At 54.9% G+C, this 15,672-nt stretch carries 17 protein-coding genes; 13 read left to right on the top strand and 4 right to left on the bottom strand.

From position 1 onward, the window contains the following. Positions 1 to 86 precede the first annotated feature (86 nt). Positions 87 to 776 (bottom strand): uracil-DNA glycosylase, encoded by a 690-nt coding sequence (ung, locus tag ABLV30_RS07490; RefSeq protein ID WP_048260572.1) that lies wholly within the window; start codon positions 774 to 776, stop codon positions 87 to 89. A gap of 311 nt (positions 777 to 1,087) precedes the next feature. Here ung and grcA point away from each other — a divergent pair, with 311 nt between their 5' ends. Then, on the top strand, positions 1,088 to 1,471 hold the full coding sequence (grcA, locus tag ABLV30_RS07485) for an autonomous glycyl radical cofactor GrcA (protein ID WP_004104596.1): 384 nt from the start codon (positions 1,088 to 1,090) through the stop codon (positions 1,469 to 1,471). Between the two features lie 44 nt (positions 1,472 to 1,515). On the opposite strand, the gene srmB is transcribed toward grcA, so the two are convergent. Continuing rightward, on the bottom strand, positions 1,516 to 2,847 hold the full coding sequence (gene srmB, locus ABLV30_RS07480) for an ATP-dependent RNA helicase SrmB (RefSeq protein WP_004853282.1): 1,332 nt from the start codon (positions 2,845 to 2,847) through the stop codon (positions 1,516 to 1,518). A gap of 132 nt (positions 2,848 to 2,979) precedes the next feature. Here srmB and ABLV30_RS07475 point away from each other — a divergent pair, with 132 nt between their 5' ends. Then, a complete protein-coding gene (locus tag ABLV30_RS07475) occupies positions 2,980 to 3,720 on the top strand; it encodes a tRNA1(Val) (adenine(37)-N6)-methyltransferase (RefSeq protein WP_014839225.1) in 741 nt (246 codons plus the stop codon). On the opposite strand, the gene nadB is transcribed toward ABLV30_RS07475, so the two are convergent. Then, positions 3,705 to 5,324 carry an L-aspartate oxidase gene (gene nadB / locus ABLV30_RS07470; protein WP_004853280.1) on the bottom strand — a complete coding sequence of 540 codons (1,620 nt, stop codon included), beginning with the start codon at positions 5,322 to 5,324 and terminating at the stop codon, positions 3,705 to 3,707. The genes ABLV30_RS07475 and nadB overlap by 16 nt on opposite strands. A gap of 424 nt (positions 5,325 to 5,748) precedes the next feature. On the opposite strand from nadB, the gene rpoE reads away from it, so the two are divergent. The 11 genes from rpoE (at position 5,749) to acpS (ending at position 15,282) form a co-directional block, all read left to right on the top strand. Further along, positions 5,749 to 6,324 (top strand): RNA polymerase sigma factor RpoE, encoded by a 576-nt coding sequence (gene rpoE, locus ABLV30_RS07465; RefSeq protein WP_004104583.1) that lies wholly within the window; start codon positions 5,749 to 5,751, stop codon positions 6,322 to 6,324. A 32-nt stretch (positions 6,325 to 6,356) separates the two neighbouring features. Continuing rightward, the gene (gene rseA, locus ABLV30_RS07460; RefSeq protein ID WP_004853279.1) at positions 6,357 to 7,007 is read left to right on the top strand and encodes an anti-sigma-E factor RseA; all 651 of its coding nucleotides are present in this window, start codon (positions 6,357 to 6,359) and stop codon (positions 7,005 to 7,007) included. Continuing rightward, positions 7,007 to 7,963, top strand: coding sequence for a sigma-E factor regulatory protein RseB (gene rseB / locus ABLV30_RS07455; protein WP_004853278.1), 957 nt, complete (start codon positions 7,007 to 7,009; stop codon positions 7,961 to 7,963). Before rseA ends, rseB begins: the two co-directional genes overlap by 1 nt. Beyond that, complete coding sequence (rseC, locus tag ABLV30_RS07450) at positions 7,960 to 8,439, top strand: SoxR-reducing system protein RseC (RefSeq protein WP_025106579.1); 480 nt, start codon at positions 7,960 to 7,962, stop codon at positions 8,437 to 8,439. The genes rseB and rseC overlap by 4 nt, the downstream gene beginning before the upstream one ends. 185 nt (positions 8,440 to 8,624) lie before the next feature. Next, a complete protein-coding gene (gene lepA / locus ABLV30_RS07445; protein ID WP_025106580.1) occupies positions 8,625 to 10,424 on the top strand; it encodes a translation elongation factor 4 in 1,800 nt (599 codons plus the stop codon). A gap of 15 nt (positions 10,425 to 10,439) precedes the next feature. Next, positions 10,440 to 11,414, top strand: a complete 975-nt coding sequence (lepB, locus tag ABLV30_RS07440; protein WP_025106581.1) for a signal peptidase I — start codon at positions 10,440 to 10,442, stop codon at positions 11,412 to 11,414. Positions 11,415 to 11,640: 226 nt separating this feature from the next. Further along, the gene (gene rnc, locus ABLV30_RS07435) at positions 11,641 to 12,321 is read left to right on the top strand and encodes a ribonuclease III (RefSeq protein ID WP_004104573.1); all 681 of its coding nucleotides are present in this window, start codon (positions 11,641 to 11,643) and stop codon (positions 12,319 to 12,321) included. Next, a complete protein-coding gene (gene era, locus ABLV30_RS07430) occupies positions 12,318 to 13,223 on the top strand; it encodes a GTPase Era (protein ID WP_004104571.1) in 906 nt (301 codons plus the stop codon). Before rnc ends, era begins: the two co-directional genes overlap by 4 nt. 198 nt (positions 13,224 to 13,421) lie before the next feature. After that, on the top strand, positions 13,422 to 14,159 hold the full coding sequence (gene recO / locus ABLV30_RS07425; RefSeq protein ID WP_004853269.1) for a DNA repair protein RecO: 738 nt from the start codon (positions 13,422 to 13,424) through the stop codon (positions 14,157 to 14,159). Positions 14,160 to 14,170: 11 nt separating this feature from the next. After that, complete coding sequence (pdxJ, locus tag ABLV30_RS07420; protein ID WP_014839220.1) at positions 14,171 to 14,902, top strand: pyridoxine 5'-phosphate synthase; 732 nt, start codon at positions 14,171 to 14,173, stop codon at positions 14,900 to 14,902. Further along, positions 14,902 to 15,282 (top strand): holo-ACP synthase, encoded by a 381-nt coding sequence (gene acpS / locus ABLV30_RS07415; RefSeq protein WP_014230399.1) that lies wholly within the window; start codon positions 14,902 to 14,904, stop codon positions 15,280 to 15,282. Before pdxJ ends, acpS begins: the two co-directional genes overlap by 1 nt. Before the next feature lie 46 nt (positions 15,283 to 15,328). Here the strand turns inward: acpS and ABLV30_RS07410 are convergent, their stop codons facing one another. Continuing rightward, positions 15,329 to 15,589: a YfhL family 4Fe-4S dicluster ferredoxin gene (locus ABLV30_RS07410; protein ID WP_004114478.1), complete on the bottom strand. Its 261-nt coding sequence runs from the start codon at positions 15,587 to 15,589 to the stop codon at positions 15,329 to 15,331. Positions 15,590 to 15,672: the final 83 nt, after the last annotated feature.

The following is a 15,672-nucleotide window of genomic DNA, read 5'->3' as shown; positions in this document are numbered from 1 at the left end:
CGGATTCTTACACAGCCACTGGATCGATCAACCGATCCTTAACTGATCGGCATTACAGCGTAATGCTGGCATTTTCATTTTCAGAGCTATTCGCTTTCAGCCGGTAGCCTGGGCAGCCAGTCAATGGGCGCTTCGCCGCGTTCGGTCAGCCACTGATTCGCCTGCACGAAATGATTACTGCCAAAGAACCCGCGGTGGGCGGAGAGGGGCGACGGGTGCGGCGCTTTGAGCACGCAGTGGCGCTGGCGATCGATTATCGCGCCTTTCTTCTGCGCATGCGAACCCCACAGCAGAAAGACGACGCCTTCCCGATGCTGGTTAATCAGCGAAATGACTTTATCGGTAAAGGTTTCCCAACCGAGGCTGGCGTGAGAGTGCGCTTGTCCGGCACGTACCGTTAATACGGTATTGAGCAGCAACACGCCCTGGCGCGCCCAGCTTTCGAGATAACCGTGAGTCGGGCGCTGAAAGCCTGGTATCGTCCCTTCTAGTTCCTTGTACATATTCAGCAGCGATGGCGGGATCTGAATGCCCGGTAGAACCGAGAAGGCGAGGCCGTGCGCCTGCCCTGGTCCATGGTAAGGATCCTGGCCGAGAATCACCACTTTAACGTCGCTTAGCTCAGTATAACGAAACGCGTTAAAGACATCTTTTTGCGGGGGATAGATGGTGATTCCCGCTTGCCGCTCGTCAGCAACGGTTTTCAGGGTATTAACAAAATAGGGTTGCTGCTTCTCTTCTGCCAGCACGTCATGCCAGGTTAATGGGGCGGTCATTTTGCTCTCCTGCAAAGTGTCATTGCCATAGCTTAACTGCATCTTTCAACATCACAAAATTTGCCCCACGCGATTGACGCTCTTTATGCAAAAAAAATTGAAAACTTACAAATTTATTTGGTAGGCGGCATGGCGTAACTTGATGTAAAACAATAATATCCGCCTATGACCACTTTTGTGATGTGGTTTTTGTTGATTTAAATCAAAGAATGCCGGGTGTACGGCTGATATATATACACTCATAGAACAATGGTTTTACCAATTGGCCGCGAAGGCCAATAATCGAACAAACCCTGCCTGGGAGGCATAAAATGATTACTGGTATCCAAATTACTAAAGCTGCAAACGACGACCTGCTGAACTCTTTCTGGCTGCTGGATAGCGAAAAAGGCGAAGCCCGCTGCCTGTGCGCGAAAGCCGGTTTTGCTGAAGATGACGTGGTTGCAGTGAGCAATCTGGGTGAAATCGAATACCGTGAAATCCCGGTAGACGTGAAGCCTGAAGTCCGCGTTGAAGGCGGTCAGCACCTGAACGTTAACGTGCTGCGTCGCGAAACTCTGCTGGACGCGGTTGAACATCCGGAAAAATACCCGCAGCTGACCATTCGCGTGTCTGGCTATGCGGTACGCTTTAACTCTCTGACTCCGGAACAGCAGCGCGACGTTATCGCCCGTACTTTTACTGAAAGCCTGTAAGATTCCGTTTTAATGTGAAAACGCCGGGATATCCCGGCGTTTTTTTACTCTTCGTTTGACTTCTGCGGAGCATCCGCTGCGCTTGGTTTACGACGCTTACCAATGTTTTTGGTATCGCGATGGCGTTTTTTCACGCGCGGTTTCTCTTTTTCTTTCTCTTTCTTCTCTGCACGCTTGGCTAAAACCTTCTTGGAAGGTTTACCGGTTTGCTTCTCGCTGGGTGCGCGAGTGGTCGGGCGCAGTTCATCGATGACGCGGGCTTTTAACGGCTCTTCAATATAGCGGCCAATTTTACCCAGCAGCAGATGGTCGTGGGCTTCGACCAGAGAGATGGCCGTTCCCTTTTTACCCGCGCGTCCGGTACGACCGATACGGTGCAGATAGATGTCGGCCGTGCGCGGCAAGTCGAAGTTGAAAACGTGACTGACGTCCGCGATGTCGATCCCGCGCGCGGCAACGTCGGTGGCGATTAACACGTTAATACGGCCATCGGTCAGGCGGCTAATCGCTTCATTACGTTTTGCCTGTACCATCTCGCCTTCCAGCCAGCAGGTGTTGATACCCGCTTCACGCAGCCAGCCCGCCAGCTCATGCACGCGCTCGCGCTTACGGACGAAGACGATAGAACGCGTCGCTTCCGGCTGCTTTAGCAGATGGACCAGCAGCGCGGTCTTATGCTTGACGTCATCGGCGCGGTAATACCACTGGTGAATCTTTTTACGCTCGCGGGTGGAGGGAGTCGCAGAGACTTCCACCGGTTCTTCCAGCAGACGCTCAGCAAAATCTTTAATGGCGTCACCTTCGAGGGTGGCGGAGAACAGCATGGTCTGCTTACGCCAGCGGGTTTCACCGGCAATGTGTTCGATATCCTGCGCGAAGCCCATGTCCAGCATGCGGTCCGCTTCATCAAGGATCAGCGTTTCAACGGCGCGGCAATCAAAGTTTTCTTCTTTAATATATTGCAGCAGGCGACCGGTCGTGGCGACCACGATGTCCTGGTTCTCGCTGAACACTTCGGCATGGTTCATATAGGCGACACCGCCGGTGATCGTGGCGATATCCAGATGAGTATGTTTTGCCAGCTCACGCGCATGGTCGGCAACCTGCATCGCCAGTTCGCGCGTGGGGGTCAGGATAAGAATGCGCGGCGGACCAGACTTCTTGCGCGGAAAATCGAGCAGATGCTGCAACGCTGGCAGGAGATACGCCGCCGTTTTACCGGTGCCGGTCGGGGCTGAACCGAGAATATCACGGCCATCAAGCGCAGGCGGAATAGCGGCGGCCTGAATGGCTGTCGGGCGTGTGAAACCTTTATCCTGGAGGGCGTCCAGCAGGTTTTCGTCGAGTTCAAGTTCGGAAAAAGTCGTTACAGTCATGATCTACCTCTGAGTGGACCGCCGATTATAGACGTTACGGACGCAATGTTCATCTGTTTGTAAGGCTATCTGTTCTCCGGTATTGTGCATAGCCTTAAGCTCAGGAGTTTTTTGCCCGCAAGGTTATCGAGGATGTCCCAGTCGAAGTTCGCGCTGCCGCGCAATGGTTTTACGTTTAAGCAGTTTTTTGTCGCCCACGATCGCTGTGCGATGAAAGTGGGTACCGACGGCATTTTACTCGGCGCATGGGCCCCCATCGCTCAGGTTAAGCGCGTGCTGGATATCGGCGCGGGCAGCGGTCTGTTAGCGCTGATGCTCGCGCAGCGAACCGGCGAGGCGGTCATCGTGGATGCCGTGGAGCTGGATGAAGAAGCGGCAGAACAGGCGCGAGAAAACGCCGCGGATTCTCCCTGGGCCGAGCGCCTGCAGATTCATCAGGCGGATATTCAGCAATGGCAGCCGCAGCAAACCCGGCGCTATGAGCTGATTGTCAGCAATCCGCCTTTTTTCGCTGAAGGTGTACCTTGCGCCACCTCGCAGCGCGAGCAGGCTCGCTATACCTCCTCCCTCGATCACGCAACATTATTAACCTGCGCCGCCGAGCTTATTACGGAGGAGGGGTTTTTCTGCGTCGTGCTTCCGGTCGACATTGGTAACGCCTTTGTGCAGCGGGCGCAGAATATGGGCTGGCATCTGCGTCTGCGTACCGACGTGGCGGAAACGGAAGTGCGCCCGCCGCATCGGGTTCTGTTGGCTTTTTCGCCGACGGCGGGGGAGGAGTGCTTTAGCGACAGATTGGTCATCCGTGGGCCAGAGCAGCAGTATTCCGAAGGATTTACCGCTCTGACCCAGGACTTTTATCTTTTTATGTGAGCCAGCGGCGAGAGCACCGACGGCCCGCTCTCCGGCAACTGGTCAGGATAGTCCAGCGTATAGTGAAGCCCGCGGCTCTCTTTACGCAGCATGGCGCAGCGCACAATCAGCTCGGCAACCTGCACCAGGTTTCGCAGCTCCAGTAAATTATTGGAGACGCGGAAGCGGGCGTAGTATTCGTCCAGCTCCTGCTGCAGCATAGTAATGCGGCGCAGGGCGCGCTCAAGACGGCGGGTGGTGCGCACGATGCCGACATAATCCCACATCAGCAAGCGCAGCTCATGCCAGTTGTGCTGAATCACGACCAGTTCATCAGGTATTTCAACCTGGCTTTCGTCCCATGATGGCAGTTCATTGACCGCCTGCGCGAACGGCAGACGCTTAACGATATCTTCGGCGGCGGACCACCCGTAGACGAGGCACTCAAGCAATGAGTTTGATGCCATCCGGTTAGCGCCGTGTAATCCGGTATAGCTTACTTCGCCGATGGCATACAGCCCGTCGACGTCGGTGCGCCCGTGATCGTCAACCATGACGCCGCCGCAGGTGTAGTGCGCGGCAGGAACCACGGGCACCGCTTCTTTTGTCAGATCGATGCCCAGCCCCAGCAGCTTCTCGTAGATCATCGGGAAGTGGTGGCGAATAAATTCTGCCGGTTTATGGCTGATATCCAGATACATGCAGTCAGCGCCAAGGCGCTTCATCTCATGATCGATGGCTCTGGCGACGATATCGCGCGGAGCCAGCTCGCCGCGCTCGTCAAAGTCCGGCATAAACCGCGTGCCGTCAGGGCGTTTCAACAGCGCGCCCTCGCCGCGCAGCGCTTCCGTCAGCAGGAAGTTGCGCGCTTGCGGATGGTACAGCGCGGTTGGGTGGAACTGATTAAATTCGAGGTTGGCGACCCGGCAGCCGGCACGCCAGGCCATCGCGATACCATCGCCGGAAGAGACATCAGGATTCGTCGTATATTGATAAACTTTAGCCGCGCCGCCGGTAGCCAGCACCACGGCCTTTGCGCTACAGGTTTCAACCGCTTCTTTATTACGATTCCAGATCCACGCGCCCACCACCCGGCGCGTGCCGGGCAGGCCGATTTTATCGGAGATAATAAGGTCAACGGCGTTACTGCGTTCCAGTATGCGGATATTTGGGTGGGCCAGCGCCTGGCTCACCAGGGTAGTCTCAACGGCTTTACCGGTCGCATCGGCGGCGTGGAGAATTCTGCGGTGGCTGTGACCTCCCTCGCGGGTCAGATGGTAGCTCTCTTCGCCGTTCGCCTGAACCTGAGTATCAAACAGCACGCCCTGATCGATTAGCCACTGAACGCAGGGTTTGGCGTTGCTCGCCACGAATGAGACCGCATGGCGATCGCAAAGACCCGCTCCGGCTATCAACGTATCCTCGATGTGCGATTCAACGCTATCGGTTTCATCAAATACGGCGGCAATACCGCCCTGAGCGTAGAAAGTAGAACCTTCACTGATAGGGCCTTTGCTGAGAACCGTGACCGCGCAGCGTTCCGCCAGGCGTAAGGCAAGGGATAATCCGGCAGCGCCGCTGCCAATAATCAGCACATCACAGGAGGAATCGGAAGTTGTTTTCATGGCCTTTGTTTAATTTACTAAACACAATAAGCGAACAATAGCACCAGCCAGCGAGAAGTCGTACATTTTTTTTACTCAGCGTTGCGAGGACTAAACATAGCGGCGTAATGAGGCGGGCTGTAAATGGAAAAAAGGTTTTGCGAAGCGGCTCGTGAGCTTCAGATTTTATAGTGAAATAAAAGCCGGGTTACGTTACCCTTCTGGCGGGTCTTGCGCTTTTTCTTATTATCTTACATATCGTTTAGCAACCGGGACATATAATGAGAGATAACAATCCGTCAGCCGGTGCCGGACGAAAAACAAAGGCGTAACGGAACTTTATTGTTTTCAGACACTCCAACCCTCTGCTTGCTCACTTGATGCAGTAATTGGGTGGTGTTTTTGAATACGCATGGGAATTGGGTTTGGGGAGACATTACCTCGGATGAGCGAGCAGTTAACGGATCAGGTCCTCGTTGAACGGGTCCAGAAAGGAGATCAGAAAGCATTTAACCTGCTGGTGGTGCGCTATCAGCATAAGGTTGCAAGTCTGGTCTCCCGCTACGTGCCGCCGGGCGATATCGCTGACGTTGTTCAGGAATCGTTCGTTAAAGCATGGCGTGCGCTGGATTCTTTCCGGGGGGATAGCGCTTTTTACACCTGGTTATATCGCATCGCCGTAAACACGGCGAAGAATTATCTTGTTGCTCAGGGACGCCGTCCGCCATCCAGCGATGTTGATGCGAATGATGCTGAAAACTTCGAAAGTGGCGGGGCATTGAAAGAAATTTCGAACCCTGAGAACTTAATGTTGTCAGAAGAGCTGAGACAAATAGTTTTTCGTACCATTGAATCGCTTCCGGAAGATTTACGCATGGCAATTACCTTGCGGGAGCTGGATGGCATGAGCTATGAAGAAATAGCCGCCATCATGGATTGTCCGGTGGGCACAGTGCGTTCGCGCATCTTCCGGGCGCGAGAAGCTATTGATAATAAAGTTCAACCGCTAATCAGGCGTTGACGATAGCGGAATACTGGAAAAGGGTATCAGGCATGCAGAAAGAAAAACTTTCGGCCTTAATGGATGGTGAAACGCTGGATAACGAACTGCTCAACGAGCTGGAGCGTTCATCTGAAATGCAAAAAACCTGGGAGAGCTACCATCTCATCCGCGATACGCTGCGAGGCGATACGAGTGAGGTGCTCCATTTTGATATCTCAGCTCGCGTCATGGCCGCCATTGAAAACGAGCCCGTTCGTCAGACGGTTCCTCTAATTCCTGAATCTCAGCCCGCACCGCACCAGTGGCGTCAGATGCCTTTCTGGCAAAAAGTACGCCCGTGGGCCAGCTCGCTTACCCAGATGGGCGTTGCCGCGTGCGTATCCCTTGCTGTGATTGTCGGCGTTCAGCAGTATAATGGCCAGTCTGATTCATCCCAGCAGCCAGAGGCGCCGGTGTTTAACACCATGCCGATGATGGGTAAGGCCAGCCCGGTCAGCCTGGGCGTGCCGGCGGATGCTTCGGCAGGTAGCGGTCAGCAGGCTCAGGTGCAGGAACAGCGCCGCAGAATTAATGCTATGCTGCAGGACTATGAATTGCAGCGTCGCCTGCATGCGGAACAGCTTCAGTTTGGCCAGGCCCAGACTCAGCAAGCCGCTGTTCAGGTGCCGGGCTATCAAACTTTAGGAACACAATCGCAGTAATGAAGCAACTTTGGTGTGCCATGTCGCTCATGGCAGGCAGCCTGTTCTTCTCCGTCAACGCCTCGGCTGATACATCGTCCGGGGCGTTGTTGCAGCAGATGAACCTGGCCAGCCAGTCCCTTAATTACGAGCTCTCTTTCGTCAGCATCAACAAGCAGGGTGTTGAGTCGCTGCGTTATCGACACGCTAAACTAAACAATCGCACCCTGGCACAGCTGCTCCAGCTTGACGGGCCGCGTCGGGAAGTGGTGCTGCGCGGAACGGAAATCAGCTATTTTGAGCCCGGACTCGATCCTTTCACCCTGAACGGCGACTATATCGTTGATTCGCTGCCTTCATTGGTCTACTCCGACTTTAAACGTCTGTCATCCTATTACGACTTCATTTCCGTGGGGCGGACGCGTATTGCCGATCGTTTATGCGATGTTGTGCGCGTCGTGGCTCGCGATGGCACCCGCTATAGCTATATCGCATGGTTAGATGCTGAAACTAAGCTGCCTCTGCGCGTTGATCTGCTTGATCGCGACGGCGAAACGCTTGAGCAGTTCCGCGTCGTCTCGTTCAACGTTGGCGATAACGTTAGCGCCAGTATGGAAACCCTGTCTAAGGCTAACCTGCCTCCGCAGCTGTCGGTGCCGGAAGGGGGCAATAAGGCCAACTTTAACTGGGCGCCAACCTGGCTGCCGCAGGGCGTGGCCGAAGTCTCCAGCAGCCAGCGTCGTCTGCCCACTTTCGATGGCCCGGTAGAGTCCCGTTTGTATTCCGACGGGCTGTTTAGTTTCTCTGTCAATATCAATCGCGCCACGGCAAATAGCAGCGATCAGCTGCTGCGTACCGGCCGTCGTACCGTGGCGACTACCGTGCGTGATAACGCAGAGATAACCATCGTTGGCGAGCTGCCGCCGCAAACGGCGAAGCGTATTTCCGATAGTATTAAATTCAGGGCAGTACAATGATTAAAGAGTGGGCGACGGTCGTTTCCTGGCAAAATGGCGTTGCGCTGGTGCACTGCGATGTGAAAGCCTCCTGCAGCAGCTGTGCTTCTCGCGCCGGTTGCGGAAGCCGGGTGCTGAATAAGCTTGGGCCGCAAACCAGCCATACCCTTAGCGTCCCCTGCGAACAGCCGCTGTCGGCCGGGCAAAAAGTCGAACTGGGCATTGCCGAAAGCAGCCTGCTCGGGTCGGCGGTATTGGTTTATATGGCGCCGTTAGTCGGTTTGTTCTTGATGGCATCGATATTCCAGGTGCTGTTTGCCAACGACTTTGCCTCGCTTTGCGGGGCAATTTTGGGCGGCGTTGGCGGGTTTCTGGTCGCTCGCGGTCTTTCGCCTGGCTTAGCCTCCCGGCAGTCGTGGCAGCCGGTTATTATCAGCGTCGGTTTACCGCCAGATTTAGTCCGCATCGAGACGCCTTCCTCCCAGCTGGGTCAGTGATTTCACTGGCCCTTATCTTTATTTACAACTCCCGCAAGAACTCATCGTTTACTCCGGTTATGCTAGCGGTAAGAGCATTTCCTGGTTTCGTGGATGTAGTGTAGAATGCGGCGTTTTCGGATTAAAAAACGTCAGGCACAGAACAGCGGCCTCATGATTCGCGTAAGGCATAATTAACTCTAAATATGAAGAATATACGTAACTTTTCCATCATCGCTCACATCGACCACGGTAAGTCGACATTGTCTGACCGTATTATCCAGATTTGCGGTGGCCTTTCCGATCGTGAAATGGCAGCCCAGGTTCTGGACTCCATGGATCTTGAACGTGAGCGCGGTATCACTATCAAGGCGCAGAGCGTCACCCTGGATTACAAAGCAACTGATGGCGAAACCTATCAGCTGAACTTTATCGACACCCCCGGCCACGTCGACTTCTCTTATGAAGTTTCTCGTTCGCTTGCCGCCTGTGAAGGCGCTTTGCTGGTGGTTGATGCCGGCCAGGGCGTCGAAGCCCAGACGCTGGCTAACTGCTATACGGCGATGGAAATGGACCTTGAAGTCGTACCGGTCCTGAACAAAATCGACCTGCCCGCAGCCGATCCGGAACGCGTAGCGGAAGAGATTGAAGACATCGTTGGTATTGATGCCACCGATGCGGTGCGCTGTTCAGCGAAGACCGGCGTTGGCGTACCGGACGTGCTGGAGCGCCTGGTGCGCGATATTCCGCCGCCGGAAGGCGATCCGGAAGCGCCGCTGCAGGCTCTGATTATCGACTCCTGGTTTGATAACTACCTCGGTGTCGTTTCTCTGGTGCGTATCAAAAACGGCACCATGCGCAAAGGCGATAAAATTAAGGTGATGAGTACCGGGCTGGTGTATAACGCCGATCGCCTGGGCATCTTCACGCCGAAGCAAGTGGACCGTACCGAGCTGAAATGCGGCGAGGTAGGCTGGCTGGTTTGCGCCATTAAAGACATCCTCGGCGCGCCGGTCGGCGATACGCTGACGCTTGCGCGCAACCCGGCAGATAAAGCACTGCCCGGCTTTAAAAAGGTGAAACCGCAGGTCTATGCCGGCCTGTTCCCGGTCAGCTCCGATGATTATGAAAACTTCCGCGACGCGCTGGGCAAACTGAGCCTCAACGATGCTTCTCTGTTCTATGAACCGGAAAGCTCTACGGCGCTGGGCTTCGGTTTCCGCTGCGGCTTCCTGGGTCTTCTGCATATGGAGATCATCCAGGAGCGCCTGGAGCGTGAATACGATCTGGATCTGATCACCACGGCGCCGACGGTAGTCTATGAAGTCGAAACCACCTCGAAAGAGGTTATCTACGTCGACAGCCCGTCGAAGCTGCCGCCGCTGAACAATATTCAGGAGCTGCGCGAGCCGATCGCGGAGTGTCATATGCTGCTGCCGCAGGAGTTTTTGGGCAACGTCATCACCCTGTGTATCGAAAAGCGCGGCGTACAGACCAACATGGTCTACCACGGCAATCAGGTTGCGCTGACCTATGAAATCCCGATGGCGGAAGTGGTGCTCGACTTCTTCGACCGACTGAAGTCTACCTCCCGCGGCTATGCGTCGCTGGACTACAACTTCAAGCGCTTCCAGGCTTCCAACATGGTGCGTGTGGATGTGTTGATTAACGGCGAGCGTGTGGATGCGCTGGCGCTGATCACGCATAACGACAATGCGCCGTACCGCGGCCGCGAACTGGTAGAGAAGATGAAAGAGCTGATCCCGCGTCAGCAGTTCGATATCGCTATCCAGGCTGCCATCGGCAACCACATCATTGCCCGCTCTACCGTAAAACAGCTGCGTAAAAACGTCCTGGCGAAATGCTATGGCGGCGACGTCAGCCGTAAGAAAAAGCTGCTGCAGAAGCAGAAAGACGGTAAGAAACGCATGAAGCAGGTCGGTAACGTTGAGCTTCCGCAGGAAGCGTTCCTCGCCATTCTGCACGTTGGTAAAGACGGCAAATAACCCTAAGGAGTTGGCATGGCGAACATGTTTGCCCTGATCCTGGTCATCGCTACTGTGGTGACGGGTCTGTTGTGGTGCCTGGATAAGTTTATCTTTGCGCCAAAACGTCGCGAAAGTCAGGCCGCTGCGCAGGCGGCGACCGGCGACCAGTTGGACAAGAAAACGCTGAAAAAGGTCGGCCCGAAACCGGGCTGGCTGGAAACCGGCGCGTCAATCTTCCCGGTACTGGCGATTGTGCTGGTGGTTCGCTCATTCATTTATGAGCCCTTCCAGATCCCCTCCGGATCGATGATGCCGACGCTGCTGATCGGCGATTTTATTCTGGTTGAGAAGTTTGCCTACGGCATTAAAGATCCGATTTACCAGAAGACGCTGATCGAAACCGGACATCCGAAGCGCGGCGATATTGTCGTCTTTAAATATCCGCAAGATCCGCGCCTGGATTATATCAAGCGTGCGGTCGGTTTACCGGGTGATAAAGTGACTTACGATCCGATTGCCAAGCAGGTCACTATCCAGCCGGGCTGTAGTTCTGGCCAGGCCTGCGGCAACGCGCTGCCGGTCACTTACTCCAACGTTGAGCCGAGTGATTTCGTACAGACCTTCTCCCGCAGCAACGGCGGCGAAGCGACCAGCGGTTTCTGGCAACTGCCGAAAGGCGAGACGAAAGCCGATGGCATCCGTCTGACCGAACGTAAAGAGACGCTGGGCGAAGTGACGCACCGTATATTGACCGTACCGATTGCTCAGGACCAGGTGGGGATGTATTACCATCAGTCCGGTCTGCCGCTGGCGACCTGGATTGTCCCGCCGGGGCAGTATTTTATGATGGGTGACAACCGCGATAACAGCGCCGATAGCCGTTATTGGGGCTTTGTGCCGGAAGCGAATCTGGTGGGTAAAGCAACCGCAATCTGGATGAGTTTCGAAAAACAGGAAGGCGAATGGCCTACCGGCGTACGTTTATCGCGTATCGGTGGTATCCAGTAAATTTTTCCTGCTTTATTCACGCTGCCGACGCAATAACGGCAGCGTGAATTATTTAAAATTTAAATCTATTCAAACTAACGACATCCCTTGTCGTTGCGTATAGAATATCCCCCCGAAGTTTTAGGTTGTCTCTCGTAAGATTGACACAGCACACGAAACCGCGTTGGTTTTTACTCAGGTCGGTTTCGTGTGCTGCATTTTTGACGCATTCATCTATTGGTAACGCATGAACCCCATCGTAATTAATCGGCTTCAACGGAAGCTGGGCTACACTTTTCATCATCAGGAGCTGTTGCAACAGGCATTAACTCACCGCAGTGCCAGCAGCAAACATAATGAGCGCCTGGAGTTTTTAGGCGACTCAATATTGAGCTTTGTGATCGCGAACGCGCTCTATCATCGTTTCCCTCGGGTAGACGAAGGCGATATGAGCCGCATGCGCGCGACCCTGGTACGAGGCAACACGCTGGCAGAAATTGCCCGCGAGTTCGAATTAGGTGAATGTCTGCGTCTTGGGCCGGGTGAACTGAAAAGCGGGGGCTTTCGCCGTGAATCTATACTGGCGGACACCGTTGAAGCGTTAATCGGCGGGATTTTCCTCGACAGCGATATTCAGAACGTTGAGCGCCTTATTCTCTCCTGGTACCAGAGTCGTCTGGATGAAATCAGCCCGGGTGACAAGCAAAAAGATCCGAAGACGCGCTTGCAGGAGTATCTGCAGGGGCGCCATCTGCCGCTGCCGTCTTACCTGGTGGTACAGGTTCGCGGTGAAGCGCACGATCAGGAATTTACTATCCACTGCCAGGTTAGCGGCCTGAGTGAACCGGTGGTTGGCACGGGTTCTAGCCGTCGCAAGGCGGAGCAGGCTGCCGCCGAACAGGCGCTGAAAAAGCTGGAGCTGGAATGAGCGAAGAAAAGAACTACTGCGGATTTATTGCCATCGTTGGTCGTCCAAACGTGGGCAAATCCACATTGCTGAACAAGCTGCTCGGGCAGAAGATCTCGATCACTTCCCGAAAAGCGCAGACGACGCGTCACCGCATCGTTGGTATTCATACTGAAGGTCCGTATCAGGCGATCTACGTCGATACCCCGGGCCTGCATATGGAAGAAAAACGCGCGATTAACCGTCTGATGAACAAAGCGGCAAGCAGCTCCATTGGCGACGTAGAGCTGGTTATTTTCGTCGTTGAAGGTACCCGCTGGACGCCGGACGACGAGATGGTGCTCAACAAGCTGCGCGATGGTAAAGCGCCGGTGATTCTGGCGGTCAACAAAGTCGATAACGTACAGGAAAAAGCCGATCTTCTGCCGCACCTGCAGTTCCTTGGCAGCCAGATGAACTTCCTTGATATCGTGCCGATTTCCGCGGAAACGGGGCTGAACGTTGATACCATCGCCGGTATCGTGCGTAAGCATCTGCCGGAAGCGATTCATCACTTCCCGGAAGATTACATCACCGACCGCTCTCAGCGCTTTATGGCTTCCGAGATCATTCGTGAAAAGCTGATGCGTTTCCTCGGCGCTGAACTGCCGTATTCCGTTACCGTGGAAATCGAACGTTTTGTAACCAACGAGCGCGGCGGCTACGATATCAACGGTCTGATTCTGGTTGAGCGTGAAGGGCAGAAGAAGATGGTGATTGGCAACAAAGGGGCCAAAATCAAAACCATCGGTATCGAAGCGCGTAAAGACATGCAGGATATGTTTGAAGCGCCGGTTCACCTCGAGCTGTGGGTGAAAGTGAAGTCCGGCTGGGCTGATGACGAACGCGCGCTGCGCAGTCTCGGTTACGGCGACGATCTCTAAGTTTGGATACTCTATGGCTTTCGAGGTGCAGGACAAAACACAAAGTGTTTTGAACAGCGCTTGCGCTGGCTGCGAAGGAGCGAGGCCAGAGGCTGAGTCACGCGGCAAGACCGCGAGTCCCCGGAAGCTTACTTCAGTAAGTGACTGGGGTGAGTGGGCGCAGCCAACGCACCTGCGGCTTGAAAGACGACGAGTATGATGGAAGGCTGGCAACGCGCTTTCGTACTGCATAGCCGTCCCTGGAGCGAAACCAGCCTGATGCTGGACGTCTTCACGGAAGAATCCGGCCGCGTGCGCCTTGTGGCTAAAGGCGCACGTTCCAAACGTTCGAACCTCAAAGGCGCGCTTCAGCCTTTTACTCCCTTACTGCTTCGCTTTGGCGGGCGCGGCGAAGTCAAAACGCTGCGCAGCGCGGAAGCCGTCTCGCTGGCGCTCCCTCTCAGCGGCATCACGCTCTACAGCGGCCTTTACGTCAACGAACTTCTCTCTCGCGTGCTTGAGCATGAAACGCGCTTTTCCGAACTCTTCTTCGATTATTTGCACTGTATCCAGTCTCTGGCTGGCGCAAGCGGCTCGCCGGAACCGGCGCTACGGCGTTTTGAACTGGCGCTGCTGGGGCATCTGGGATATGGCGTGGATTTCCTGCACTGCGCCGGCAGCGGAGAAGCGGTTGACGACGCAATGACCTATCGCTACCGTGAAGAAAAAGGCTTTATCGCCAGCGTGGTTATTGATAACAACACCTTTACCGGGCACCATCTTAAGGCGCTGGCGAGCCGTGAATTTCCGGACAGCGATGCGCTGCGCGCGGCAAAGCGTTTCACCCGTATCGCCCTGAAGCCCTATCTGGGCGGGAAGCCGCTAAAAAGTCGCGAGCTTTTTCGTCAGTTTTTGCCCGCGCGGGCAGCGCGAGCCGATAAAACAAATAACGATTAACGAGGATTGTCATGGCTGAATTACTGTTGGGGGTCAATATTGACCACATTGCGACATTACGCAACGCTCGCGGTACCGCTTATCCGGATCCGGTACAGGCGGCCTTTATCGCCGAGCAGGCCGGCGCTGACGGTATTACCGTCCATCTGCGCGAAGATCGTCGCCATATTACCGATCGCGATGTCCGTATTTTGCGCCAGACGCTGGATACCCGCATGAACCTTGAGATGGCGGTGACGGAAGAGATGCTGAAGATTGCCTGTGAGACTCAGCCCCATTTTTGCTGCCTGGTGCCGGAAAAACGTCAGGAAGTGACCACCGAAGGTGGACTGGACGTGGCGGGCCAGATCGACAAAATGCGCGACGCCTGTAAACGCCTTGCCGATGCCGGTATCCTGGTTTCGCTGTTTATTGACGCGGACAACGCGCAAATTAAGGCGGCAGCGGACGTTGGCGCGCCTTATATCGAAATTCACACCGGATGCTACGCTGATGCGCAAACTGACGCTGAGCAGGCAAAAGAGCTGGAGCGTATTGCCAAAGCGGCGACCTATGCCGCCAGCCTGGGGCTGAAGGTTAATGCCGGTCACGGTTTGACCTACCATAACGTGAAGGCCATTGCCGCGCTGCCGGAAATGCACGAGCTGAACATCGGCCACGCGATTATTGGCCGTGCGGTGATGAGCGGCCTGAAAGAGGCGGTGGCGGAAATGAAGCGCTTGATGCAGGAAGCGCGCGCCTGATGGCCATTCTCGGACTGGGTACTGATATTGTAGAAATTGCCCGTATTGAAGCGGTAATTGCCCGCAGCGGCGATCGTCTGGCGCGTCGCGTCCTGAGCGATAGCGAGTGGGCGATATGGGAACAGCATCAGCAGCCGGTCCGTTTTCTGGCCAAGCGTTTTGCCGTTAAAGAAGCGGCGGCCAAGGCGCTTGGTACCGGCATCCGCAATGGGCTGGCGTTTAATCAGTTTGAGGTTTACAACGACGAGCTGGGTAAGCCAAAGCTGCGATTGTGGGGCGAAGCGAAAAGTCTGGCCGAGCGCATGGGCGTAAGCAGCATTCACGTGACGCTGGCCGACGAGCGTCACTATGCCTGCGCCACGGTGATTATCGAAAGCTAGAGTGTTACAGGCCGGAGAGGTCGGTTAACGCCGCCATCCGGCAATATCACAGTTTGTCCGCGTGGTGCAGCAGGACAAACTTATCCCACAGCTGCTCTTCATTTTCGTTATGGGCCGGATCTTTCAGAATGGTATTTGGGATCGGGCACACCTTCTGGCAGGTCGGCGTATCATAGTGGCCAACGCATTCGGTGCAGCGATCGCTGTTAATTTCATAAATGCTATCACCCATGGATATCGCCTCATTCGGGCACTCCGGCTCGCACATATCGCAGTTGATGCATTTTTTGGTGATTAACAGCGCCATCAGGAAATTCTCAGAAACAACACAAACAGGGCGGGCATTATACGCCCATTTTTCGCCCGGGCCAGCTCTTTTCAACCGCGGTG

The sequence above is a fragment of the Klebsiella sp. CN_Kp113 genome (assembly GCF_040064585.1).
GTDB classification, from domain to species: Bacteria; Pseudomonadota; Gammaproteobacteria; order Enterobacterales; family Enterobacteriaceae; genus Klebsiella; species Klebsiella michiganensis.
Note: the sequence above shows the minus strand (reverse complement) of the source record. Positions and strands in the feature narration are given on the sequence as shown.

Bases quoted from the DNA above. Each gene is read 5' to 3' on its own strand.
- rseB (WP_004853278.1), top strand. From the start codon at position 7,007: ATGAAGCAACTTTGGTGTGCCATGTCGCTCATGGCAGGCAGCCTGTTC.
- grcA (WP_004104596.1), top strand. From the start codon at position 1,088: ATGATTACTGGTATCCAAATTACTAAAGCTGCAAACGACGACCTGCTG.
- rseA (WP_004853279.1), top strand. From the start codon at position 6,357: ATGCAGAAAGAAAAACTTTCGGCCTTAATGGATGGTGAAACGCTGGAT.
- ung (WP_048260572.1), bottom strand. From the start codon at position 776: ATGACCGCCCCATTAACCTGGCATGACGTGCTGGCAGAAGAGAAGCAG.
- lepA (WP_025106580.1), top strand. From the start codon at position 8,625: ATGAAGAATATACGTAACTTTTCCATCATCGCTCACATCGACCACGGT.
- srmB (WP_004853282.1), bottom strand. From the start codon at position 2,847: ATGACTGTAACGACTTTTTCCGAACTTGAACTCGACGAAAACCTGCTG.
- rseC (WP_025106579.1), top strand. From the start codon at position 7,960: ATGATTAAAGAGTGGGCGACGGTCGTTTCCTGGCAAAATGGCGTTGCG.
- pdxJ (WP_014839220.1), top strand. From the start codon at position 14,171: ATGGCTGAATTACTGTTGGGGGTCAATATTGACCACATTGCGACATTA.
- recO (WP_004853269.1), top strand. From the start codon at position 13,422: ATGGAAGGCTGGCAACGCGCTTTCGTACTGCATAGCCGTCCCTGGAGC.
- nadB (WP_004853280.1), bottom strand. From the start codon at position 5,324: ATGAAAACAACTTCCGATTCCTCCTGTGATGTGCTGATTATTGGCAGC.
- rnc (WP_004104573.1), top strand. From the start codon at position 11,641: ATGAACCCCATCGTAATTAATCGGCTTCAACGGAAGCTGGGCTACACT.
- acpS (WP_014230399.1), top strand. From the start codon at position 14,902: ATGGCCATTCTCGGACTGGGTACTGATATTGTAGAAATTGCCCGTATT.
- ABLV30_RS07475 (WP_014839225.1), top strand. From the start codon at position 2,980: ATGTCCCAGTCGAAGTTCGCGCTGCCGCGCAATGGTTTTACGTTTAAG.
- lepB (WP_025106581.1), top strand. From the start codon at position 10,440: ATGGCGAACATGTTTGCCCTGATCCTGGTCATCGCTACTGTGGTGACG.
- era (WP_004104571.1), top strand. From the start codon at position 12,318: ATGAGCGAAGAAAAGAACTACTGCGGATTTATTGCCATCGTTGGTCGT.
- ABLV30_RS07410 (WP_004114478.1), bottom strand. From the start codon at position 15,589: ATGGCGCTGTTAATCACCAAAAAATGCATCAACTGCGATATGTGCGAG.
- rpoE (WP_004104583.1), top strand. From the start codon at position 5,749: ATGAGCGAGCAGTTAACGGATCAGGTCCTCGTTGAACGGGTCCAGAAA.